Source organism: Sphingomonas sp. LR60, assembly GCF_036855935.1.
Classification (GTDB): domain Bacteria; phylum Pseudomonadota; class Alphaproteobacteria; order Sphingomonadales; family Sphingomonadaceae; genus Sphingomonas.
This window is the reverse complement of sequence record NZ_JASPFK010000001.1, coordinates 3786682-3807611: the sequence shown is the minus strand read 5'-3', so window position 1 is coordinate 3807611 and position 20930 is coordinate 3786682. Positions and strand designations below refer to the sequence as shown.

General features: G+C 67.8%; 22 protein-coding genes and 3 pseudogenes. 11 read left to right on the top strand and 14 right to left on the bottom strand.

What is annotated here, in order from left to right; translation table 11 throughout:
- Positions 1 to 3: 3 nt before the first annotated feature.
- From motA to QP166_RS18235, 12 genes and pseudogenes are all read right to left on the bottom strand, one after another.
- Complete coding sequence (motA, locus tag QP166_RS18290; protein WP_333917193.1) at positions 4 to 867, bottom strand: flagellar motor stator protein MotA; 864 nt, start codon at positions 865 to 867, stop codon at positions 4 to 6.
- A gap of 437 nt (positions 868 to 1304) precedes the next feature.
- Positions 1305 to 2144, bottom strand: a complete 840-nt coding sequence (locus tag QP166_RS18285; protein WP_333917192.1) for a flagellin N-terminal helical domain-containing protein — start codon at positions 2142 to 2144, stop codon at positions 1305 to 1307.
- A 62-nt stretch (positions 2145 to 2206) separates the two neighbouring features.
- A complete protein-coding gene (gene flgK, locus QP166_RS18280; RefSeq protein WP_333917191.1) occupies positions 2207 to 3550 on the bottom strand; it encodes a flagellar hook-associated protein FlgK in 1344 nt (447 codons plus the stop codon).
- Between the two features lie 139 nt (positions 3551 to 3689).
- Complete coding sequence (locus QP166_RS18275; protein ID WP_333917190.1) at positions 3690 to 4040, bottom strand: rod-binding protein; 351 nt, start codon at positions 4038 to 4040, stop codon at positions 3690 to 3692.
- Positions 4040 to 5135 (bottom strand): annotated as a pseudogene (locus QP166_RS18270) (flagellar basal body P-ring protein FlgI). The gene QP166_RS18275 and the pseudogene QP166_RS18270 overlap by 1 nt, the downstream one beginning before the upstream one ends.
- Positions 5135 to 5878, bottom strand: a complete 744-nt coding sequence (locus tag QP166_RS18265; RefSeq protein WP_333917189.1) for a flagellar basal body L-ring protein FlgH — start codon at positions 5876 to 5878, stop codon at positions 5135 to 5137. The pseudogene QP166_RS18270 and the gene QP166_RS18265 overlap by 1 nt, the downstream one beginning before the upstream one ends.
- Positions 5875 to 6666, bottom strand: coding sequence for a flagellar basal-body rod protein FlgG (gene flgG / locus QP166_RS18260; RefSeq protein WP_333917188.1), 792 nt, complete (start codon positions 6664 to 6666; stop codon positions 5875 to 5877). Before flgG ends, QP166_RS18265 begins: the two co-directional genes overlap by 4 nt.
- Before the next feature lie 15 nt (positions 6667 to 6681).
- Complete coding sequence (locus QP166_RS18255; protein WP_333917187.1) at positions 6682 to 7434, bottom strand: flagellar basal body rod protein FlgF; 753 nt, start codon at positions 7432 to 7434, stop codon at positions 6682 to 6684.
- A 32-nt stretch (positions 7435 to 7466) separates the two neighbouring features.
- Positions 7467 to 8765, bottom strand: a complete 1299-nt coding sequence (locus QP166_RS18250) for a flagellar hook protein FlgE (protein ID WP_333917186.1) — start codon at positions 8763 to 8765, stop codon at positions 7467 to 7469.
- Between the two features lie 38 nt (positions 8766 to 8803).
- On the bottom strand, positions 8804 to 9514 hold the full coding sequence (locus QP166_RS18245) for a flagellar hook assembly protein FlgD (RefSeq protein ID WP_333917185.1): 711 nt from the start codon (positions 9512 to 9514) through the stop codon (positions 8804 to 8806).
- Between the two features lie 2 nt (positions 9515 to 9516).
- On the bottom strand, positions 9517 to 9927 hold the full coding sequence (gene flgC / locus QP166_RS18240) for a flagellar basal body rod protein FlgC (protein ID WP_333917184.1): 411 nt from the start codon (positions 9925 to 9927) through the stop codon (positions 9517 to 9519).
- Between the two features lie 3 nt (positions 9928 to 9930).
- A complete protein-coding gene (locus tag QP166_RS18235) occupies positions 9931 to 10281 on the bottom strand; it encodes a flagellar basal body rod protein FlgB (RefSeq protein WP_333917390.1) in 351 nt (116 codons plus the stop codon).
- Between the two features lie 222 nt (positions 10282 to 10503).
- Here QP166_RS18235 and QP166_RS18230 point away from each other — a divergent pair, with 222 nt between their 5' ends.
- The 9 genes from QP166_RS18230 (at position 10504) to QP166_RS18190 (ending at position 17039) form a co-directional block, all read left to right on the top strand.
- On the top strand, positions 10504 to 11193 hold the full coding sequence (locus tag QP166_RS18230; protein ID WP_333917183.1) for a motility protein A: 690 nt from the start codon (positions 10504 to 10506) through the stop codon (positions 11191 to 11193).
- Entirely contained in the window at positions 11190 to 11723 is a 534-nt protein-coding gene (locus QP166_RS18225; protein WP_333917182.1) for an OmpA family protein, read from the top strand. Before QP166_RS18230 ends, QP166_RS18225 begins: the two co-directional genes overlap by 4 nt.
- Positions 11720 to 12229 carry a flagella basal body P-ring formation protein FlgA gene (locus QP166_RS18220; protein WP_333917181.1) on the top strand — a complete coding sequence of 170 codons (510 nt, stop codon included), beginning with the start codon at positions 11720 to 11722 and terminating at the stop codon, positions 12227 to 12229. Before QP166_RS18225 ends, QP166_RS18220 begins: the two co-directional genes overlap by 4 nt.
- A gap of 40 nt (positions 12230 to 12269) precedes the next feature.
- Positions 12270 to 12605 carry a flagellar biosynthesis anti-sigma factor FlgM gene (flgM, locus tag QP166_RS18215; protein ID WP_333917180.1) on the top strand — a complete coding sequence of 112 codons (336 nt, stop codon included), beginning with the start codon at positions 12270 to 12272 and terminating at the stop codon, positions 12603 to 12605.
- Positions 12592 to 12903, top strand: a complete 312-nt coding sequence (locus QP166_RS18210; protein WP_333917179.1) for a flagellar protein FlgN — start codon at positions 12592 to 12594, stop codon at positions 12901 to 12903. The genes flgM and QP166_RS18210 overlap by 14 nt, the downstream gene beginning before the upstream one ends.
- Before the next feature lie 259 nt (positions 12904 to 13162).
- Positions 13163 to 14002 (top strand): transglycosylase SLT domain-containing protein, encoded by an 840-nt coding sequence (locus QP166_RS18205; protein WP_333917178.1) that lies wholly within the window; start codon positions 13163 to 13165, stop codon positions 14000 to 14002.
- A 3-nt stretch (positions 14003 to 14005) separates the two neighbouring features.
- The gene (gene flhA / locus QP166_RS18200; protein ID WP_333917177.1) at positions 14006 to 16069 is read left to right on the top strand and encodes a flagellar biosynthesis protein FlhA; all 2064 of its coding nucleotides are present in this window, start codon (positions 14006 to 14008) and stop codon (positions 16067 to 16069) included.
- Complete coding sequence (locus tag QP166_RS18195; RefSeq protein WP_333917176.1) at positions 16066 to 16839, top strand: sigma-70 family RNA polymerase sigma factor; 774 nt, start codon at positions 16066 to 16068, stop codon at positions 16837 to 16839. Before flhA ends, QP166_RS18195 begins: the two co-directional genes overlap by 4 nt.
- A gap of 56 nt (positions 16840 to 16895) precedes the next feature.
- Positions 16896 to 17039 carry a hypothetical protein gene (locus tag QP166_RS18190; protein WP_333917175.1) on the top strand — a complete coding sequence of 48 codons (144 nt, stop codon included), beginning with the start codon at positions 16896 to 16898 and terminating at the stop codon, positions 17037 to 17039.
- 603 nt (positions 17040 to 17642) lie between these two features.
- On the opposite strand, the pseudogene QP166_RS19080 reads toward QP166_RS18190, so the two are convergent.
- Positions 17643 to 17903: pseudogene (locus QP166_RS19080) on the bottom strand (flagellin); the annotation flags it as partial.
- Positions 17904 to 18608: 705 nt separating this feature from the next.
- Positions 18609 to 19019, bottom strand: a pseudogene (locus QP166_RS19075) (flagellin N-terminal helical domain-containing protein); the annotation flags it as partial.
- Between the two features lie 279 nt (positions 19020 to 19298).
- Between QP166_RS19075 and QP166_RS18180 the strand changes: the two are divergent.
- Positions 19299 to 20570: a sigma-54 interaction domain-containing protein gene (locus QP166_RS18180; protein WP_333917173.1), complete on the top strand. Its 1272-nt coding sequence runs from the start codon at positions 19299 to 19301 to the stop codon at positions 20568 to 20570.
- Entirely contained in the window at positions 20567 to 20929 is a 363-nt protein-coding gene (gene fliE, locus QP166_RS18175; protein WP_333917172.1) for a flagellar hook-basal body complex protein FliE, read from the top strand. The genes QP166_RS18180 and fliE overlap by 4 nt, the downstream gene beginning before the upstream one ends.
- Position 20930 lies beyond the last annotated feature (1 nt).

Here is a 20930-nt window from a genome sequence, read left to right as displayed (position 1 = left end):
CGCTTACTTACCGCGCAGGCCGTCAAAGACCTCTGCGAAGCCGGGCTGGTTCTTATGGTCGATCCCCGAGCGCGCCGCCTCGATCACCAGCGGCTGCGGATGGCCGTGGAGCGAGGCGATGATGATCTGCTTGACGACGTGATAGATCGCCGCATCGGCATCGATCACCTGCTTGAGCCGGCCCGCGAACGGATTGACGATCCCGTACGCCAGCAACACGCCCATGAACGTCCCGACCAGCGCCGAGCCGATCATCCCGCCGAGCACCGACGGCGGCTTGTCGATCGAGCCCATCGTCTTCACGATGCCGAGCACCGCCGCGACGATGCCGAGCGCGGGAAGCGCGTCGGCGAGGCTCTGGAGCGTGTGCTCCGGACCCTCGACCTCGTGGTGGTGGGTCTTGATCGCGTTATCCATGACCTCCTCGACCGCGTGGACGTCGAGCGTGCCCGAGGACACGACGACCAGCCGCAGCGTGTCGGCGATCAGGTTGACCAGGGTATGGTCCTTCAGGAGCTTGGGATATTCGGCGAACACCGCCGAGGACTTCGGATCCTCGACATGCGGCTCGAGCGCGATCGGCCCTTCCATCCGCAGCATCTTCATCAGCTTGCTGACGAGGAAGATGACGTCGAGATAATCCTGCTTCTTGTACTTCGGCCCTTTGAAGACCTTGCCCAGGCCGCTGCCGACCGCCTTCAATTCCTTACCGGAATTGCCGATGACCAGCGCGCCGACCGCGGCGCCGCCGATGATGAGCATCTCGTGCGGGATCGCCTCGAACACCGGGCCGAGATTGCCGCCGGTGATGGCGAAACCGCCGAACACCATGCCGAGGAGGATAACGAGGCCGATGGCCGGGAACATGCGCTTTTCCCCAATTCGCTTGCGGGATGATTCTCGAAGGCCGTGGTTAACCCGACAGCGGTGGAGAAGTGGTTACCGTGGAGGTCGTGAGGAATTTACCGATTACACGGGGTGGGCGGGGGAAGAGCACGCGCGCTCTTCCCCGTTCGTCCCGAGCCTGTCGAAGGGCGTGTTCCGGACGAATGGCGGCGGGTCGGGCCGCGGCGTCCGCGTTCGGGGCACGTGCTTCGACAGGCTCAGGACGAACGGAAAGGGGAAGCTGCGGTTTGCATGAACTGGGCTGGGCATGCGTATGCACGCTCTTCCCCTGTTCGCCCTGAGCCTGTCCCTGACGAACGGCGGTGGGTCAAGCCGCGGTGTCGGTGTTTTGGGCGCGTGCTTCGGCAGGCTCGGCACGAACGGGGGCTGTGCGTCAGCGCCCTCGCACCGGGCTAAGATCAGCGCAGGTAGCTGAACAGCGACAGCTGCGACAATTTGGAGAAGCTGGACTGGGTCGCGTTGAGGATCGTCATCGTCTTGGCGAACTCCGCCGCCGCCGAGGTGATGTCGGTATCCTCCAGCGACGAGCGCAACTCCTCGCGATCGGCCGAGACATTCTCCTGCAGCGTCTGCTGGAGTTCGACGCGTGCGGCGCGTGCGCCGACCGACGACTGGACGATCGACACCTGGTCGGTCGCCGCGTTGACCTTGTCGAGCGCATCGCGCGCCGACTGGCCCGTCGAATCGCCGCCCTGCAACGCGGACGCGAGCTGCGACAAGATCGACAGCGTGTCGCCGGCCGGGCTCTGGAAGATGCGCGCGGCGGTTTCGGTCGGCTGGATCGACATATTGTCGGCGATCGGCACTTCCGACAGCGACGGCGCGGTATTGTAGGTGAAGGTGCCGTCGGCGTTCTTGGTGATCGCCGGCGTGCCGTCGGCGCTGCCGAACAGCGAGCGCCCGTTCGAATCGGTGACGTTGCCCAGCCCCGTCAGCGTGTCGACGACTGCCTTCAGCTCGTCGCCGATGACCTTGCGATCCTGCGAGCTGAGCGTGCCGTTGCCCGCGCGCACCGTCAGTTCGGTGGCGCGCTGCATCTGCGTGGTGATCGATTCGAGCGTCGTGTCCGCCTGCGAGAGCATCGACTGCGACATGTTCATGTTCGACGTATAGGCGGCCGCATCGATGTTCTTGCGGTCGAACTCGGCGAGCTGCTGCCCGATCGTGACGTTTTCGGACGGCGAGGTGAACTTCTTGCCGGTCGTGATCTGCGTCTGCAGCTTGACCGCGTTGGACATCAGCGATCCCATCCGCGCCGCGGACCGATCGAACATGAGGCTGCTGGCGATCTGCATGACGCTTACCTGATCTCGAGGATCGACTGGAAGGTTTCCTTGGCGACCTGAATGACGCGGCTCGACGCCTGATATGCCTGCTGGAACTTCAGCAGGTCGATCGCTTCGTTGTCGAGGTTCACGCCCGTCAGTTCGGAGCGCGTGGTGACGGCGCCGTCGCGGATCGTGGTCTGCGCATCCGCGACCAGCCGCCGTTGCTTGAGCGTGGCGGCATTGTCGGTGACCAGCGCCTGTACGCTGCCCTCGAACCCCATGCTGGTGCGCTTGCCCGCCAGCGCGGCGAGGTTCGACGCATCGCGCGAGCCGCCCGCACGCCCGGCGGCCGCGATCTGGTCGCCGGAGTTCAGCTTGACCGTGAAGGAGGTCGGATCGGTTGCGCTCGATTTGAAGAAGTCGGTGCCGGGATTGCCCTTCTGGTCGTCACCGGCGGCTTGCAGATCGTTGACCGTCTGGGTCAGGTCGGTTGCGACCCGTCCCAGGGCATCGCGTGCCGAGGAGATCCGCTGCGCACCCTCGACCATGCCGGCGAGCGACCCGCCTTCGGGATCGAACAGCGTCGGCGTGCCGCTCGACGGACGCACCGCGAGCGCGACGTTGCTGCCGGTGCGGCCATAGGCGACCTCGCTGGCGTCCTTCGGATCGACCAGCACCGGGCCGTTCGGTCCGCCCGCGCGAACCGTGGCGCGGCCGTAATCGTCGAGCTTGACGTCGATGTCGCTCAGGGCGCTCATCTGCTGGAGCAGGTCGTCGCGCTGGTCCATCAATCCGGCCATCGCCGACGTCCCTGGCGCGGTGCGCACCAGCCCCTGATTGACCTTGAGCATCGCCTGGTTGAGCCGCGACAGTTCGGCGGCGCCCTGCACCGCCTGCCCGTCAAGCTCGCCCGCGGCATCGTCGAGCGCGCGCGCGGTCACGCCGAACGCATCGGCGACCGACGAGCCGGCGCTCAGCATCCCGGCGCGCAAGGCGGTGGAGGACGGATCGGCCTGCAACGCAGTGCCGGCGGCGAAGAAGCCGGTCAGCCGCGACGACAGGCCGCCGCTGCTCAGCGCGGTTTCGATCCGCTCGAGCCAGACCGAGCCGGCCTGCGTGCGCGACAGGTCCGATGATGCGGTGCGCAGCGTCTGATCGGCATAGGCGTCGCCGGCGCGCAGGATGCTGGAGGCCGACGACCCCATGCCGTTCGGCGACGAGTTGTTCCAGCCGTTGCCTCCGGTGATCTCGCGGATGCTGGGGGTGCGCCGAACGTAGGACGCATTGCCGGCGTTCGCGATGTTCTCCGACGTCGTCGCCAGCGCCGTCTGATACGTACGCACGCCCGAAGCGCCAAGGGAGAGCAGATCACTCATGCGGTGAGAGTCGCACGATTCGGGTTAAGATCAGGTTGATAGGGGTGGGGTCATTCGCACGCGGGTGGAACGAAGGGCATACCCTGCTCGCATTTCCACTCAGTCATTGCGAGCGTAGCGAAGCAATGACGGACAATGGTCAGGGCTTGGACAAGCTCAGCTTCGCCTCAGGAGCGGCGGCTGAACCCGCGCCCAGCTCCGGCTGCGACTGCGCCAGGAACTTGCTCATCGCCTGCCCGATGCCGAGCGGGTGATGCTCGGCCATGTTCTGGACGACCTTCTGGTCGCTCATGTCCCGGAACGTGTCCATCGCCTTGCTGTCGATCAGCGGGTCGGCGAGCTTCGCCTGGCGCATCGACTTCAGCATCATGCCGGTGAACACCGACTCGAACTGCTGCGCGGCCTTGTCGAGGTTCTGCTTCGTCGCGCTGCGCGAGAGCCCGGTGTCGAGCCCGGTCTGGCCGGTGATGGCGCCGATCGCGTCGCTCATTACAGCACCACCAGTTCGGCCTTGAGCGCGCCGGCTTCCTTGAGCGCCTCGAGGATCGCGACGAGGTCGGCCGGGGACGCGCCGATCGCGTTCACCGCCTTGACGACATCGGCCAGCTTCGGCCCCGGCGAGAGCAGGAACATCGGCTTCTTCTCCTCGGTGACCTGGACGTTGGAGCGGTTCTCCAGCGCGGTCTGACCGTTGCTGAGCGGGGCGGGCTGGCTGACGCGCTGGCTCTCGTCGATGCGGACGGTCAGCTTGCCATGCGTCACCGCCGCGGGGGCGAGCCGGACCGCGGAGTTGATGACCACGGTGCCGGTGCGCGCGTTGACGATCACCTTGGCGGGCGGCTCGGCCGAATCGACGGTGAGATTCTCGATCTCGCTCATCAGCGTCGCGCGGACGTCGGCACCGACCGGCGCGCGCACCGCGACCGACACCGCGTCGGTCGCCTGCGCCGAGCCGAAGCCGAGCTTGCGGTTGATCGCGGCGGCGACGTTCTGCGCGGTCGTGAAATCCGCGCGCGCGAGATTGTAGGTGAGGAATGGCGTGTCGGCGAAACCGGTCGCGACCGAGCGTTCGACGGTGGCGCCCTCGGGGATTCTGTCCGGTCGAGGGGACGTTGATGACGATCTTCGACCCGTCCGCGCCCTCCGCACCCAGCCCGCCGACCGCGAGATTGCCTTGCGCCATCGCATAGACCTGTCCGTCGGCGCCGAGCAGCGGGGTGAGCACCAAGGCCCCGCCGCGCAGGCTCTTGGCCTTGCCCATCGAGGCGACGGTGATGTCGATCCGCTGTCCCGGCTTGGCGAACGGCGGCAGCTCCGCGGTGATCAGCACCACCGCGGCGTTCTTGAGCCCCGGATTGGCGCTGGCGGGCAATTGCAGACCGAAGCGCGACGCGACAGCCTTCACCGACTGGACGGTATATTCGAGATTGTCGTCGCCGGTGCCGGGCAGCCCGACCACCACGCCGTAACCGGTCAGCTGGTTCGAACGGATGCCCTGGAAGCCACCGAGATCCTTGATCCGGTCCGCATGCGCGGGGACCGAGACGATCAGCGCGAGCAGCGCGATGAAGAGCGTGCGCAGCATCAGAACGGGCTCACCACCTGGAAGAAGCGGGACAGCCAGCCCTGGCGGCTGGCGCGGGCTACGTCGCCCTTGCCGGTATAGGCGATCTGCGCATCGGCGACGCGGGTCGAGTCGACGCGATTGTCGCGGTCGACGTCGGCGAAGCGGACGATGCCCTTGATCTGCACGAATTCGTCACCGCGGTTGAGCGTCACGCGCTTCTGCCCGCGCACCAGCATCGTGCCGTTGGGATAGACTTCCGCGACCGTCACCGACACTTCGCCCGACAGCGAATTCGACTGGTCCGCCGCGCCGGTGCCGTTGAAGCCGCGGTTGCCGCTGGCGCCGATGTCGCTGGAGCTGAGCAAGCCGCCCAGCGGACCGGTGGTCGGGGGCGTCAGGCCGAACGAGCCCTTCGAATCGATCTTCGACGCCGACGACTTCGACGCCGCGGTGCGCTCGACCAGCACGATCGTCAGCGGATCGCCGACCCGGCGCGCGCGCCACCCCTCGTAAAGCGCGGCATAGCCGGTCGATGCCTGGAAGATCGCGCCGTCGGCGACCGGCGCGGTCGGCACCGGCGCGACCGGTTCGACGCGCGCGGCGCTGAAGTCCTCGCCGGGCTTCTTCTTGAGCAGCTTGCCGAACACGCTGGCGTGCGCGGGGGCGGGCACCAGCGGGACCGCGGCGGCGGCACCGAGCACGCCGCCGACGATCACGCCAATCCGGCGAAAGGAGAACGACATCATCATGATGCGACTCATGACAGATTTTGGTTAACGGTTTTCAGCATGTCGTCGGTGGCGGAGATCATCTTCGAATTGACCTCATAGGCGCGCTGCGTCTCGATCATGTCGACCAGTTCCTCGACGACGTTGACGTTGCTCGCCTCCAGCGTCCCCTGCCGCACACGGCCGCGGCCGTCCTCGCCGGGCACGCCCATATTGGCCGCGCCGCTCGACGCGGTCTCGAGCAGGAAGTTGTCGCCGTTCGATTCGAGGCCCGCGGGGTTCGGGAAGCTGGCGACCTGAAGCTGGCCGAGGTTCTGCCCCTCGGTCTGCCCCGGAATCGTCGCGGTGACGGTGCCGTCGGTTCCGATCGTGATCTGCGTCGCGTTGGTCGGGATCGTGATCCCCGGCATCACCTGATAGCCCTGGCTGGTGATGAGCAACCCTTCGGGCGAGCGCGAGAAATTGCCGGCGCGGGTATAGCCGAGCTGACCGCCGGGCATCTGCACTTGGAAATAGCCGCCGCCATCGAGCGCGAGGTCGAGGCTGTTGCCGGTCTGGTTCATCGACCCCTGCGTCTCGGTGCGCGACGTGCCCTGCACGCGCACGCCGGTGCCGAGGTTGAGCCCGGTCGCATATTTGGTCTCACCGGTCGATTGCGCGCCCGGCGCGGTGACCACCTGATAGGAGAGCGTCTCGAACGCGGCGCGATCGCGCTTGAAGCCGGTCGTCGCGACGTTGGCGAGGTTGTTCGAGATGACGCGCATCCGCGTGTCCTGGGCGTCCAGCCCGGTACGCGCGATGTGCATGGCGGCGGTGGTCATCGGTCAGGTCCTTCCTCAGCCCGGCAGGCGCATCACGGATGCGCTCGATTCGTCCATGGAGCGGGCCTCTTTCAGCAAATTGGCCTGCACTTCGTAGCTGCGCTGGTTCTCGATCATGTCGACCAGCGCCTGGGTCATGTTGACGTTGGAGCCTTCCAGCGCACCGCTGGTGACCCCGGCGTCGAGATCGGCGGGCATCACGCCGCCGCCGCGGACCCGCATCAGATTGTCGAGCCCCTTCACGGCATCGCTGCCCTTGCTCGACACGACCTTCAGCCGGTCGACGACGGTGGTCTGCCCGGTCTTGTCGCCCTGCGGCACGATCGAGATCGAGCCGTCCGATCCGATGCTGATCGAATCGTACGGCGGCACGGTGATCGGGCCGCCCTGCCCCATGACGATGAAGCCATCGCCGGTCTGGAGCGTGCCCGAGGCGGACACCGAAAGGTCGCCGCGCCGGGTATAGGCTTCCGAGCCGTCCGACGCCTGCACCGCCAGCCATTTGTCGGCATCGCCCATCGCGACGTCGAGCGGGCGGCCGGTCTGCTGGATGACGCCCGGCGCGCGATCGGCGTCGCGCACCTCTTCCGACGTCGGCTGGCGCGCCGACAATTGCGTCGAGCCGTCGGACAGGATGATCCGGTCGAACACCACGCGATCGGCGCGGAACCCGGTGGTGGAGACGTTCGCCATATTGTTGGCGATCGCGGCCTGCGACTGCATGTGCGCGCGCAGACCGGTCGCCGCGGTATAGACCAGCTTGTCCACTTACATCCTCTCCGACGGACCGACAGCCAAACTCAGGCGCGGATGTTGAAGATCGACTGCGACACCTGCGTCGCGGTATCGAGCGCCTTCGAGTTCGCCTGGAAGTTGCGCTGCGCCGCGATCAGGTTGACCAGCTCCTCGGTGATGTCGACGTTCGAGCCCTCGAGCTGGCCCGACTTCAGGCTGCCAAAGCCTTCCGCCGCGGCGAAGCCGAGCGTCGCCTTCCCCGAGATTCCCGTCGCCTGCCAATAGTTGCTGCCCGCCTGGCGCAGGCCGGTCGGCGCCGAGAACTTGGCGATCGCCACCTTGCCGAGCGGCACGATGTCCGAGTTGGAATAGCTCGCCTTGATGATGCCGGCGTCATCGACGGTGATGCCGACCAGCTGGCCGACCGCGACGCCGTCCTGCACGCGGTTGCTGACCGCGGCGGCGGCGGCGGTCTGGGTCGAGCCGGTCAGGTCGAGCGTGATGCCCTGTGCCGCTGCGCCCGACGCCGGGATGAAATCCTCGAACTTGATCGTGGTCGGCGCCATCAGCGCGCCCTTCGTATCGTAGACCTGCGTGATCGGGCTGTTCGCAACGGCGCCCTTCGGCGTCAGCGGCTGGTCGCCGACGAACGTGAAGACCTGCCACGTGCCGGTGTTGGGCTGCGGATCGCCGTTGGCGTCCTTCGCGTTGGGGTCGCCTTCCGCCGTGCGGACGTAATAGCTGGTCATCGTCATCGGATTGCCGTTCGCGTCATAGACGCGGGTCGCGACCGAGTTGTTGTAGGTGGAGGTGTCGGTGCGCTTGAACTTGGCCGGATCCTTGATCGTCGCGGTCGACGGGATCTGCACCTTGGTGGCGACGTTCTCGGTCTTCTTGGGCGAGCCGCTGGTCGGCTGGATCTGAAGGTTGGTCAGCGACTTGTCGCCGGTCGCGGTGACGTTGCCGTCGTTATCGACGGGGTAGACCATCAGATAGCTGCCCTGCGCGTCGATCACGTTGCGGCTGTCGTCGACCGTGAACGCGCCGGTACGGGTGTAGTTGACCTGGTCCGACAGGCCGGTCGACTTCACGACGAAGAAGCCTTCGCCGAGGATCTGCATGTCGAGCGCGCTCTTGGTCTGGTTCGACGAACCGTCCGAGAATTGCTGCACGGTGCCCTTCACCGACACGCCCGAGCCGACCATCTTGCGCGGATCGGTCGACACGTTCGACGAGATGACGTCGGCGAAGGCGGTCCGGCTCTTCTTGAAGCCGTTGGTCGAGACGTTGGCGAGGTTGTGGCTGATGACCGACATGTCGGTCTGCATGGCCTGGAGGCCCGAGAGCGAAGTGAAGAAGGACATGGGGGTACTCCTGCGGGTAATTCGGGAAAACGAAGAGATTAGGCGACCTTGCGGACCGCGGCGGGATCGACCTTGCCGAGGCCGGTGACGTTGAGGACGGGTTCGGCGCCGGCCGACAGGCTGACGGTCTCGACCGGCGCCCACACCAGCGACTTGGCGGCGACGATCGTGCTGCCGTTCGCGGCCTCGACGGTGACGGTGTACGGGCCGTTCTCGACCTTGTTGCCGGCTTCGTCCTTGCCGTCCCAGCTATAGTCCGCCGAGCCGGCGTCCTGCTTGCCGAGCTGGATGTTCTTGACCGCCAGCCCGTTCTTGTCGGTGATCGTGACATCGACGTCGGTCGCCGAGTTCGGCAGCTCGACCGCGCCCATGATCCCGCCCGACGACCGCTCGTACGCGGTCTTGCCCTCGGTCAGCACGGTGCGGCCGACGAAGCTCATCGCGTCGCTCGACGAGGTCGTACCGAGCCGGTTGGCGATCCCGGCGAGCGTGCTGCTCATCTCGCTGATCCCGGCGACCTGCGAGAAGGTCGCCATCTGCGCGACCATCTGCGTATTGTCCTGCGGGCTCATCGGATCCTGGAACTGCAATTGTGCGGTCATCAGGCGCACGAAGTCCTTCTGGCCCAGCGTCGCCTGCCCGGTGGTGGCGGTGGCGTTGGTCTTCGGCTTGGCCTGTGCGACGCCGGCGGCGGCGTAGATCGCGTCCTGCGCGGCCTTGTCGGTGGCGGAAATGGCGGTGGTGGTCATAGTCAGCGACCCATCTTGAGAGTGTCGAGGATCAGCGTCTTGGCGGTCTGCATCACCTCGACGTTGTTCTGGTAGCTGCGCGCGGTCTCCATCATGTCGACCAGCTCGCGCGATTCATCGACCGCCGCGTCGAAGACGTTGCCGTCCTTGTCGGCGAGCGGATGATTGGGATCGTAGCGCTTGGTGGGCTTCTCGCCCGCGGTGACGATCTGCTGCACGTCGACGGTCGACAGCCCGCTCGCCTGATCGAAGCTGGTGCGGAACACCGGCTTCATCGTCTTGTAGGCGGCGTCTTCGGTGCCCGCGACGCCGCCGGCATTGGCGAGGTTCGACGCGGTGGTGTTCATCCGTGTCAACTGCGCCGACATCGCGCGGCCCGCGACCTGGAAGACCGTCATCGGAGTGCCCGACATGGCTTATTCTCCCTTCAGCGCGCGGGTGATCTGCCCGATGCGCCCGTTGAGGAAGGCGAGCGTGCTCTGATATTGCACGGCGTTCTCGGCGAAGGCGGTCTGTTCGGTCGAAAGCTCGACGGTGTTGCCGTCCATCGACGGGTTGGTGGGCACGCGATACTTGAGCGCACCGCCCAGATCCGCATCCACGCCACCCGGCTGGTTCTCGACCGCGTTGAGCGCGGTGGTGAAGTCGATGTCGCGCGCCTTGAAATTGGGCGTCGATGCATTGGCGATGTTCGACGCCAGCACGCCCATGCGCTGTGCACGCACCTCCAGCGCGGCAGCGTGAACTCCGAACAATCCCTCGGCCATCGGCCCCAACTCCTCCATGCACGACAGGTGCACGAGGCTATTAAGCAAAGGCCGTGCCAAATCATGTGGACGGTGGGTCGCTAGCGCTATGACCCAAGGAGCCTGGCGTCCGTCCGGCAAAGGCTTGCCGGTTGCCGGCAATTTCGCTTGCCGCCCGTGCGCCGCGCTGCCGACCGTACGAGCGCCCGACTCACTTGGCCCGTGGCTTGCAGAGGGTCGGGCATGACTCCCGCGCTGCTTCTCGACCCCGTGGCGCTGGCGATCGTGCTGGGCGGCACGATGCTGGCGACCATCCTGCGCACGCCGTCGCGCGACCTGGTGCGCGCGCTGCTCGCGCTGGCCACGCTGCCCCGTCGCCGCTTCCGTGCCGATGCGCGGCTCGAGCAGATCGCGGCGCTGGCGCGGATCGCGCAGCGCCACGGCGTCCATGCGCTCGACCGCAGCGTGATCCGCGACGCCGATATCGCGGCGGCGGTGGTGCTGATCGTCGACGGTGTGCAGGCGCCGGTGGTGAAGGAGGCGCTCGACACCGCGCGTCGCCAGCGTGCCGAGCGGCACCGGATCGTCGTCGAATGCTGGACCAGCATGGCCGAGACCGCCCCCGCGATGGGGATGATCGGCACGCTGATCGGGCTGGTCGCGATGTTCACGCGGATGAGCGACCCGCAGGCGATCGGCGCGGCGATGGCGATCGCGCTGCTGGCCACTTTATATGGCGCGTTGCTGGCCAATCTAGTCGCGATGCCGGTCGCGGCGCGACTGCGCACCGCCGCGCGCGCCGAACTGCTCGAGCGCGAGCGGCTGGTCGCACCGCTCGCCGCGCTTGCCGAGCGGGAAGCGCCGCGCGTCCGGGCACGGGCGCACGACGGGGAACCGCCGCTGACGATCGTCGCGCAGGACGAAGCGGCATGACCGACGACGACGCGCTGCTCGACGTTCAGCCCGGCCGCCCCGTGTGGCTGATCACGCTCGCCGACCTGGCGCTGCTGCTGGTCGGCTTCTTCGTGCTGCTCCAGGCCAATCAGACGCTGACCCCGCGCGATCTCGCGCGCGGCATCGCGGAAGGCTTCGGGGTCGAGCCGACCGCCGAAGCGATGCCGGTCGCCAGCCACGGCGTCGCGGGCTTCGCACCCGGATCGGCGGTATTGCCGCAGTCGACCGACGCGCTCGTCGCCTGGGCACGCGCCGAGCTGCGCGACCCGCGCGTGCGGCTGACCGTCACCGCCAGCACCGACGGCAGCGCCGCCGATGTCGATCCGACGTCGCGCAGCGCGACGGTGCTCGCCGCCGACCGCGCGCGCGCGGTCGCCGCCGCGCTGGCGACGGGCGGTGTGCCCGACGCGCGGCTGCTGCTTTCCACGACGCCCGCGCACGGTCCGCGCGCGGTCGCCGTTACGCTCGCCTTTGCCGGCGAGAGCCATTCGCAAGGAACCGCCAAATGATCGCGCTGCTCGCCGCCGCCTCGCTCACCTTTCAGGATACCGCCGCGATCGACCGCGCGGTCGCCGCCTTCACGACGCGCCCGATCGGCGCGGAGGGCGGCGCGCGCGCACCGGTCGACGCGCGGCTGCGGCTCGCCACGTGCGGGATGGTCGCGCTGTCGTGGCGTACCGACGTGCATGACGCGGTGGTGGTCGCCTGCGCCGATCCGGCGTGGCGGATCTTCGTGCCCGTCATCGCCCCGCCGCGCGCCGCCAGCGCAACCCCGGCGGTGGTGCGCACCGGCGCGGCTGCACCTACCCTGCGCGCCGAGCCGGTGATCCGCCGCGGTGACTCGGTGACGATCGAGGCCGGATCCGACGGCTTCTCGATCACCCGCGAAGGCGTCGCGATGGCCGATGCCGCCCCGGGCGGGCGCGTGATGGTGCGCGTGAACGATTCCACGCGTCCGGTGCAGGCGGTGGCGATCGACGCGGGCCGCGCGACGCTGCCCGGCTGGCCGGAATAAAAAAGTGCTAAAGCCGCTCGCTCATCGGTCGTTTCTGCCTGTGTCAGCAGAAACCCACGGGTGTGGTCATGGTGGAATCGATAGGATCAGCGGCGATCAGAACGGGGTTTCCTCCGTCGCGACCGTCCAGCCGGCCGCAAAGGCCACACCGGTCGCCAAGGCGGCGCCGGTCACGAAGCAGGCGGGCGCCGACGCCGCGCAGGCGCCGGGTGCGCTCGCCAGCGCGATGGCGGGGTCGCCGCCGGTGAATGCCGACCGCGTTCAACAGATCAAGACCGCGCTCGTCAACGGCACCTTCCCGTTGTCGCCGTCGACGATCGCCGACCAGTTCATCGCGCTGCGCTACGATTGGATGTCCCGCAATGAACAGGCGTGATGCGCTGGTGCGCGTGATCGACATGCTCCATGCCGAGATCACCGCGCTCAAGACCAACGACATGAACGCGCTGGAGCGCGCGACGTCGAACAAGCTGCGCGCGATCGAGGATCTGCGGCAGCTCGGCGACGGCCCCGCAACCCCGGAGCTGCGCGGACTGGTCGAGGAGGCGGACCGCCTCAACGACACCTGCCGCATCTATGTGAACCTGATGGCGGCAAATGTTCGCCGCCGCCTGCAACTTCTTTCCGGTCAGGGCGGCAGTTCCTACAGCCGCGGTGCCGCCGCCTACGCCTGATCGACGCTATTGCTGCTGACACGACGACGCCCCGGCCCACCCCCGGGGCGTTGTGATTCCGACAGGGTGAAGCCCGTTGCCCCTGCGAAGGCAGGGGTCCATTTCTGTCGCGTATCGGGTAACGGGCCGACACAGGCGCGTTGTTCGTGTGTTGAACGTCGGTCATCGACGAGACAGAGATAGGCCCCTGCCTGCGCAGGGGCGACGTGGGCTTGGTCGACCTCGCCCTTTTGGCACGGCCCTTGCAGAAATGCCAGGCATGACCGTTGCCACGATCACTTCTGCCACCCAGCGGGTCACGTCCGCGATCCAGCGCGCTGCGCAGCGCACCGGCGTCGACTTCGATTACCTGATGGGTCAGGCGCGGCTGGAGAGCGGGCTGAACGCCAATGCGCGCTCCGGCACCTCGTCGGCGAGCGGGCTGTACCAGTTCCTCGACCAGAGCTGGCTCGCGGTCGTCAAGCAACATGGCGCCGAACACGGGCTGAGCTGGGCCGCCGACAGCATCCAGAAGTCGGGCGGGCGCTTTACGGTTTCGGGCGGCAATCGTCAGGCGATCCTGGCGTTGCGCAACAACCCGGAAGTCTCCGCGCTGATGGCCGCCGAGCACGCCAGCGACAACAAGGGCGCGATCGAGGCGGTCACCGGGCGTGAGGCGACCGGCACCGACCTGTACATGGCGCACTTCCTGGGGATCGGCGGCGCGCGCACCTTCCTGTCGGCGATGCAGAGCAACCCCGATCGCAGCGCGGCGGCGGTCTTCCCGAGCGCCGCGCGCGCGAACCGCAGCGTCTTCTTCGAGCGCGACGGCTCGGCCCGCTCGCTGTCGGAAGTCTATCAGCGCTTCGCCGACAAGCTCGGCAACGGATCGGACGCCGCGGCGACCGCCAAGGCCAACAATCAATGGCAGTTCGCCGCACAGGCGCTGTCGATGGGCGAGGACGCTACCGTCGTCACCGGCACCGGGCAGAGCGCGACTGACGCGCTCGACTGGGCGAAGTCGGCGCTCGGCCAGCGCGGCAATCAGGCCAGCCTGCTGCGCCCGTCGCCCGACAATGCGCGGCTCGCCTATATGATGCTCGCCGGACTGGGACGCTAAGCGATGAAGTTGCTCGCCCACGCCCGCCAGGGGGCGCTCCCCGCCGCGATCCTGCTGCTCGTCGTCCTCATGGTCGTGCCGATCCCGGCCTTCCTGCTCGACGTCTTCTTCATCATGAACATCACGATCAGCCTCGCGGTGCTGATGGTCGCGCTGAACGCCGAGAAGCCGCTCGACTTCTCGTCCTTCCCGACCGTGCTGCTGTTCGCCACGCTGTTCCGGCTCGGCCTGAACGTCGCGTCGACGCGGATCGTGCTGGTCCACGGCCACACCGGCTCGGCCGCGGCGGGGCATGTCATCGAGGCGTTCGGATCGTTCGTGATCGGCGGCGACTATGTCGTCGGACTGTTCGTGTTCGCGATCATCGTCATCATCAACCTGATCGTCGTCACCAAGGGCGCAGGCCGCGTGTCCGAAGTGTCGGCGCGCTTCACGCTCGACGCGCTGCCCGGCAAGCAGATGGCGATCGACGCCGATCTCAACGCCGGGCTGATCACGCCGGACGAAGCCAAGAAGCGCCGCGTCGACGTCGCCACCGAGGCCGAATTCTACGGCTCGATGGACGGTTCGTCGAAGTTCGTGAAGGGCGATGCGGTCGCCGGCCTGTTGATCCTTGCCGCCAACATCGTCGGCGGGTTGATCCTGGGGCCGGTCAGCCACTCGCTGACGATCGCCAAGGCCGCGCAGACCTACACCATGCTCGCGATCGGCGACGCGCTGGTCGCACAGGTGCCGGCGCTGCTGCTGTCGATCGCCGCCGCCGCGATCGTCACCCGCGTGAAGTCCGAGAAGGACCTCGCCGGCCAGATCGGCAGCCAGTTCGGCTCGGCGCGCACCTGGACGCCGGTGGCGGTGATCCTCGTGCTGCTCGGCGTGCTGCCGGGGATGCCGCACTTCGTGATCCTGCCGCTCGCCGCCGCCGCCGGGTTCGCCGCGTGGAAGCTGAACCAGATCGCCAAGCGCCCCGCGATTGTCGAGACGCCGCCGGCGATCGAGGCGCCCGATCCCTCCAAGATCGGCTGGGACGAAGTGTCGGAGACGATGCTGGTCAACCTCGACATCGGTTACGGGCTGGTCCCGCTGGTCGACGAGCGTCGCGGCGCGCCGCTGATGGGCCGGATCACCGGCGTGCGCCGCCAGCTGTCGAAGGAAGTCGGCTTCGTGGTGCCGCAGGTGCGCGTCCGCGACGACATCAACCTGCCGCCCTACACCTATCGCGTGATGCTGGGCGGGGTGTGCGTCGGCGAGGATCAGGTCTCGCCCGACGAGATGCTGGCGCTCGACACCGGCCAGGGCTTCGGCGAGCTGATCGGCAAGAAGGCCAAGGATCCGACCTTCGGGCTCGATGCGACCTGGATCGCGACCGGCGACGCCGATGTCGCGACCGGTCAGGGCTATCTGGTCGTCGATTCGGGCACCGTGATCGCGACGCACCTCAACCATGCGCTGGGCGCCAATGCCGGCGACCTGCTGGGTGCGGACGAGGTGCAGTCGCTGCTCGACGAACTCAAGGAGCGTGCGCCGCAGCTGGTCGCCGCGCTCGCGCCGCTGCCGCTCACCTCGCTGGCGACCGTGCTCAAGGGGCTGCTGTCGGAAGGCATCCAGTTGCGCGAATTCCGCCGCATCGCCGCCGCGATCTCGATCGCCGCGCAGCGCAGCGTCGATCCGGTCGAGATCATCGAGCTGATCCGTCCGGAGCTGGGCTCGCTGATCATCGCCAAGCTGGCCGGCGTGCGCGAGCCGCTGCGCGTGATGACGCTGGAGGGCGGGCTGGAGCAATTGCTCGGTCAGGCCGCGCGGCAGGATCCCGGCCGCCACGTCATCGAACCCGAACTCGGCCGTCGCATCGTCGACGCGCTGCAAGCCGCGGCCCAGCCGCTCATTGCGGAAGCGAAGCCGTTCGCGCTGGTCGTCCAGCCCGCGATCCGCGTCGCGATCCGCAAACTCGTCCGCACCGTTCTACCGGATACGCCCGTCATGAGCTTCTTCGAAGTCCCTGAAGACAAGGCCGTCGAGGTCGTCGCGATCATCGGCAACCAGCCGCAGCAGCAGGCGCTGGCGGCATGAGCGCGGAACCGATGCCGCAGGCGTTCGCCGCCGCCCAGCCCGTTACGCTGCCGCTGGACGGTGCGCCGCTCACCTACAAGCCGCGTCCGCGCGCGCGCGACGAGAACGCGCTGGTCCGCGAGCACCTGCCGCTCGTCCGCCGGTTGGCGTGGCATGTCCATGGCAGCGTCTCGACCGCGATCGAGGTCGAGGATCTGGTGCAGGTCGGGCTGGTCGCGCTGGTCGAGGCGGTCGCCACCTTCGAGGATCGTGGCCAGGTGACGCTGAAGCAATATCTGGTGACGCGGCTGCGCGGCGCGATGATCGACGAGCTGCGCCGCCACGCCGCGATGACGCGCGGCGCGATCCGGCGGAAGCGCGAATATACGCGCGCGGTCAACCAGCTGAGCCACGAATATGGCCGCGCGCCGACCGAGCGCGAGCTGGCGACGCGGCTGGACGTGACACCCGAGAAGCTGCGCAGCGAATATGCCGCCGCCGAGGCGATCAAATATGAGTCGATCGACGAGGTCTATGCCGACGACCAGCCATGGTTCGCCAGCAACGAGCCCGATGCGTTTGAACAGCTTTCCGAAACCCAGACCCGCGATCAACTGATCGCGGCGATTTCGGGGCTGCCCGAGCGCGAGCAGCTGGTGATCCAGCTCTATCATGTCGAGGAACTCAACCTCGAGGAAATCGGGCAGGTGCTCGGGATCGGCGCGGCACGCGTCTGCCAGATCAAGAGCGCCGCGCACGCCAAGCTGAAGAAGGCGATGACACAGCGTTGAGCGTGCGACCTTCGCTGGTCGCCGCGCGTTGGTGCGGCGATCAGGAGGAGGAAGCGATGACCGAACCCCGCAGCCACCCGGCGCTCAGCGAAGACCAGCGCGATCCCGACGGCACCGACGGCACCGACGCGCCGGACGCCCTGCCGGCCAGCGAGCCGGACGACAATCCCGACGACTTGACGGTGTCGGACAAGGAATGACATCAGAACCCCGGTGGCCGGATGCGGTCGCCGGGGTTCTTGTTTTGGGGATGCCGGTGCGGCTTGGCTCGGCCTCTCGAAAGGGCGGATGGAGGAACAGGCATATGCCCGATCCACCGTCGCCCCTGCGGAGGCAAGGGCCTATGACTGCCTCGTAGCGCGCGACACTGACACACGAAGTGGCGCGACTGTGTCTCGCCGCTCACCCGGACGGAGCAGACATGGCCCCCTGCCTTCGCAGGGGCGATGGGCGAGTTTGATCCGGCGGGCTTGAACCATCCGTACCCCGGCGAAGGCCGGAGCCCAGGTGGGAAGGTCAGGGAGATGAGCGCGACGCATATCAGCAGCGTCCCCCAACTGGGCCCCGGCTTTCGCCGGGGTACACGTCACACCCTGATCCTTCGCGCGTGACGTTGACACAAAGGGTAACGCGGCCGTGGCGGCCCGGACAAGACAGCCATGCGCTAATGCCTCGGCAGCCAGGTGAGCCGCTTACCCCTCGAACAGCGAAAACCCCCGCCAGCTCGTCGCTGACGGGGTTCTCTTGTCCGGCACCGGCCCCGCTCTGATCGGGGGCGAGAGGCCGGTGGTCGGCTGCCGGACTTAGCCGAGCAGCTTCATCACACCCTGCTGCGACTGGTTGGCCTGCGCCAGCATCGCGGTCGAGGCCTGGCCGAGGATCTGCGCCTTGGCGAGCGCGGTCGTCTCGGTCGAGAAGTCGGCGTCCTCGATACGGCTCTTGGCGTCCGACAGGTTGGTCGCGGTGGTGGTCAGGTTGTTGACCGTCGATTCCAGCCGGTTCTGCGCCGCACCCATCGTGCCGCGAGCGGCCGAGATCTTGTCGAGCGCCGCGTCGATGACACCCATCGCCGCCGAGGCACCGGCCTGCGTCGCGATCGAGACGGTACCCGCGGTCTTGCCCGCGGTGAAGCCGGCCTTGGCCGGGGACGTCCCCGTGATGTTGATGCCGGTACCCGACATGTCTTCCAGCGAGACCGAACCGCGTGCCGTCGCCGCCGCGGAGAGCGTGAGCGCCACGCCCTGGTTGTCGCTCGCCGACGTCAGGATGCTGCTGGCGGTATCGGTAATCCCGATGTTGCTGCCGTCCTTGGTGGTCAGGACCAGGTTTCCGCTCTTGTCCGCGCTGGCGGTGATCTGGTTGTTCGCGACACCGTTCAGCGTCTGGTTGATGCGCGCGGCGAGCGAGGTCACGTCCTTTTCGGCGTTCGTCAGCGTGACCGCCGTGCTGCCAATGGTGATCGTGTTGTTCGCCACCAGCTTCGTCTGGTCGACGACGGCGGTGACGGTGTTCTTCGCGGTGGCGACGACGCCGGAGGTGTTCGTCGTGCCGTTGACGGCGGCGGCAACCGACGCCGCATCCTGCGTGGCGGTGCCGATGTTCGAGCCGTTGATGACGACGTCGCCCGAGGTGACAGCGGCGGTCGATACCCCGCCCTGCACCGAGGCGGTGAGGCCCAGCGACGAGGTACGGGTGTCCATCAACTGCATGTTGATCGACTGGTCCTTGTTGATGCCGGTCTGCAGCTTCACCGCAGCCGAGCTGCCGTCGAGCAGGTTGACGCCGTTGAACGCGGTGGTCTTCGCGACGTTCGAGATTTCCTGCGTCAGCTGGCTCATTTCCGACTGGAGCGCCGAGCGGTCCGAGTCCTGCAGCGTGCCGTTGGCCGACTGGGTCGACAGTTCCTTCATGCGGGTCAGCATGTTGGTGACTTCGCCCATCGCGCCTTCCGCGGTCTGCGCCAGGCTGATGCCGTCGTTGGCGTTGCGGACGGCCATCGCCATGCTCTTGGTCTGGCTGGTCATGCGGTTGGCGATCGCGAGGCCGGCGGCGTCGTCCTTCGCCGAGTTGATGCGCTTGCCGGTCGACAGGCGCTCCATCGAGGTCGCGAGCATCTTGCCGGCGCTGGTCGAAGCGTTGGTGGCGCGCATCGCCGAGGTGTTGGTGTTGATCACGGTCATGGGAATATCTCCGTCTACCGGCCCGTCCCGCCGCCCCCGAATGAGCAGGTGGCCGTGCCGTCACCGCATTGAACGGCTGCCCGCGGCGGACCTTTAGCGCTTTTCGCGCAGAAATTTGGCGGGCCGCCATGGATGGGATTCCTCCCACTTCCCCTCCGTGTACGCGCGCGCGGGCGCCCCCGCGCCCGGAAAAAACCTGCCGGCAAGGCGGCAAACTATACCGCGCGTTAACCACCGCGGCCGCATCACACTCGCACTGATTCGAGGGAATTTTTCGCGATGCGTTCGATCATGCCGACAGCCACCGTGGAGCGCGCGCACCTGACGCTCGTCTCCTCGCTGCGCGCGCAGGGCTTTGCGGTGCAGGCCCCCGCCGCCCGTCCGCAGCCGAATGTCGCCTATCTGGTCGCAGCGGGCGAGGCGGTACCCGCCCCGGCGCGGACCCTTATCGTCGGCGATAGCGGGCGCGAGGTGATCCCGTTCCGCGATGGCCAGCCGGCGCGAATCGCCTACGGCCATGCGGATGCGGCGGTCGGCAACGCCTTCGCGCGCGCACTGGTCGGCGGGCCCGAGCTGCCCACCGCCGCCGATCCCGAGTCGCTGGCGCTGCTCGCGCTCGCCGAGCGGGTGGCGCAGGCCGACATCACGGTGCTCATCAACGGCCCGACCGGCACCGGCAAGGAAGTGCTGGCGCGCACCATCCACCTGAATTCGGAGCGCCGCGACGGCCCGTTCGTCGCGATCAACTGCGCCGCCCTGCCTGAGACGATGCTGGAAGCGATGCTGTTCGGCCACCAGAAGGGTGCGTTCACCGGCGCGTCGTCGGGCGGCGAGGGCTTCTTCCGCGCCGCGAACGGCGGCACGCTGCTGCTCGACGAGATCGCCGAGATGCCGCTCAACCTCCAGGCCAAGCTGCTGCGCGTGTTGCAGGAGCGCGAGGTGGTGCCGATCGGCGCGACCATGCCGCAGCCGGTCGACGTGCGCGTCGTCGCCTGCGCCAACCGCGACCTTCAGGCCGAGGTCGCCGCCGGCCGCTTCCGCGCCGATCTTTACTACCGCCTGTCGGTTTTCCCGCTGTCGACCCGCGAACTGGCCGAGCGGCCGCAGGACATTCCCGCCTTGGCCGCGACGATGATCCTGCGCCACGCCGGCAATCGCCCGACGGTGCCGTGGCCGAGCGACGCGGCGATCGCGCGGCTGGTCGCGCACGACTGGCCGGGCAACGTGCGCGAGCTGGAGAATGTCATCCAGCGCGCGCTGCTGTTCGCCGGCGGCGACACGATCGAGGCCGGTCACATCGTCTTCGACCGTCCCTCCGCCGCACCGCGCGCAACGTCCGGCCAAAGCGGCGACGACAATACGCTGGGGCAGGTCGTGCAATTCTCCGAATTCGCCGCGATCCGCGAGACGCTGGCGGCATGCGGCGGCAGCCGGATCGAGACGGCCAAGCGGCTCGGCATTTCCGAGCGGACGCTGCGCTACCGTCTCGCCAAGGCGCGCGAGCAGGGTGACGACCTGGCCGCCGGCTCCGGCCGGATGCTGTCGGCATGAGCGCGATCGGAGGCGTCGGCGGCGTCGACCGGGTGATGGCGCTGCGTGCGCAGATCCTGGAGCGCAACGCCGCACTGAACCGCACCAGTGGCGCGGCATCGGTCGCCCCCGCCCCGGCGGCGGGCGGCGCGGCGAACGCGACCAGCTTCGCGGACACGATGCAGTCGGCGATCGCCAAGGTGAACGACGGCCAGCAGAAGGCGTCGGCACTGTCCGAGCAGTACGAGCGCGGGGAGACGGTCGACATCGCCAAGGTGATGCTCGCGCGTCAGGAAGCGTCGGTCGGCTTCGAGGCGACCCTGCAGGTCCGCAACAAGATCCTGTCCGCGTACAAGGACATCATGAGCATGCCGGTCTGAT

Excerpts from the sequence above, each read along its gene's own strand:
- QP166_RS18220 (WP_333917181.1), top strand. The coding sequence starts at position 11,720 with ATGATCGCGCTGCTCGCCGCCGCCTCGCTCACCTTTCAGGATACCGCC.
- QP166_RS18230 (WP_333917183.1), top strand. The coding sequence starts at position 10,504 with ATGACTCCCGCGCTGCTTCTCGACCCCGTGGCGCTGGCGATCGTGCTG.
- QP166_RS18275 (WP_333917190.1), bottom strand. The coding sequence starts at position 4,040 with ATGAGCGACGCGATCGGCGCCATCACCGGCCAGACCGGGCTCGACACC.
- motA (WP_333917193.1), bottom strand. The coding sequence starts at position 867 with ATGTTCCCGGCCATCGGCCTCGTTATCCTCCTCGGCATGGTGTTCGGC.
- QP166_RS18245 (WP_333917185.1), bottom strand. The coding sequence starts at position 9,514 with ATGACCACCACCGCCATTTCCGCCACCGACAAGGCCGCGCAGGACGCG.
- QP166_RS18190 (WP_333917175.1), top strand. The coding sequence starts at position 16,896 with ATGACCGAACCCCGCAGCCACCCGGCGCTCAGCGAAGACCAGCGCGAT.
- flgC (WP_333917184.1), bottom strand. The coding sequence starts at position 9,927 with ATGTCGGGCACTCCGATGACGGTCTTCCAGGTCGCGGGCCGCGCGATG.
- fliE (WP_333917172.1), top strand. The coding sequence starts at position 20,567 with ATGAGCGCGATCGGAGGCGTCGGCGGCGTCGACCGGGTGATGGCGCTG.
- QP166_RS18180 (WP_333917173.1), top strand. The coding sequence starts at position 19,299 with ATGCGTTCGATCATGCCGACAGCCACCGTGGAGCGCGCGCACCTGACG.
- flhA (WP_333917177.1), top strand. The coding sequence starts at position 14,006 with ATGAAGTTGCTCGCCCACGCCCGCCAGGGGGCGCTCCCCGCCGCGATC.
- QP166_RS18195 (WP_333917176.1), top strand. The coding sequence starts at position 16,066 with ATGAGCGCGGAACCGATGCCGCAGGCGTTCGCCGCCGCCCAGCCCGTT.
- QP166_RS18205 (WP_333917178.1), top strand. The coding sequence starts at position 13,163 with ATGACCGTTGCCACGATCACTTCTGCCACCCAGCGGGTCACGTCCGCG.
- QP166_RS18285 (WP_333917192.1), bottom strand. The coding sequence starts at position 2,144 with ATGTCCAACGCGGTCAAGCTGCAGACGCAGATCACGACCGGCAAGAAG.
- QP166_RS18225 (WP_333917182.1), top strand. The coding sequence starts at position 11,190 with ATGACCGACGACGACGCGCTGCTCGACGTTCAGCCCGGCCGCCCCGTG.
- QP166_RS18250 (WP_333917186.1), bottom strand. The coding sequence starts at position 8,765 with ATGTCCTTCTTCACTTCGCTCTCGGGCCTCCAGGCCATGCAGACCGAC.
- QP166_RS18210 (WP_333917179.1), top strand. The coding sequence starts at position 12,592 with ATGAACAGGCGTGATGCGCTGGTGCGCGTGATCGACATGCTCCATGCC.
- flgG (WP_333917188.1), bottom strand. The coding sequence starts at position 6,666 with ATGACCACCGCCGCCATGCACATCGCGCGTACCGGGCTGGACGCCCAG.
- flgK (WP_333917191.1), bottom strand. The coding sequence starts at position 3,550 with ATGAGTGATCTGCTCTCCCTTGGCGCTTCGGGCGTGCGTACGTATCAG.
- QP166_RS18265 (WP_333917189.1), bottom strand. The coding sequence starts at position 5,878 with ATGAGTCGCATCATGATGATGTCGTTCTCCTTTCGCCGGATTGGCGTG.
- QP166_RS18235 (WP_333917390.1), bottom strand. The coding sequence starts at position 10,281 with ATGGCCGAGGGATTGTTCGGAGTTCACGCTGCCGCGCTGGAGGTGCGT.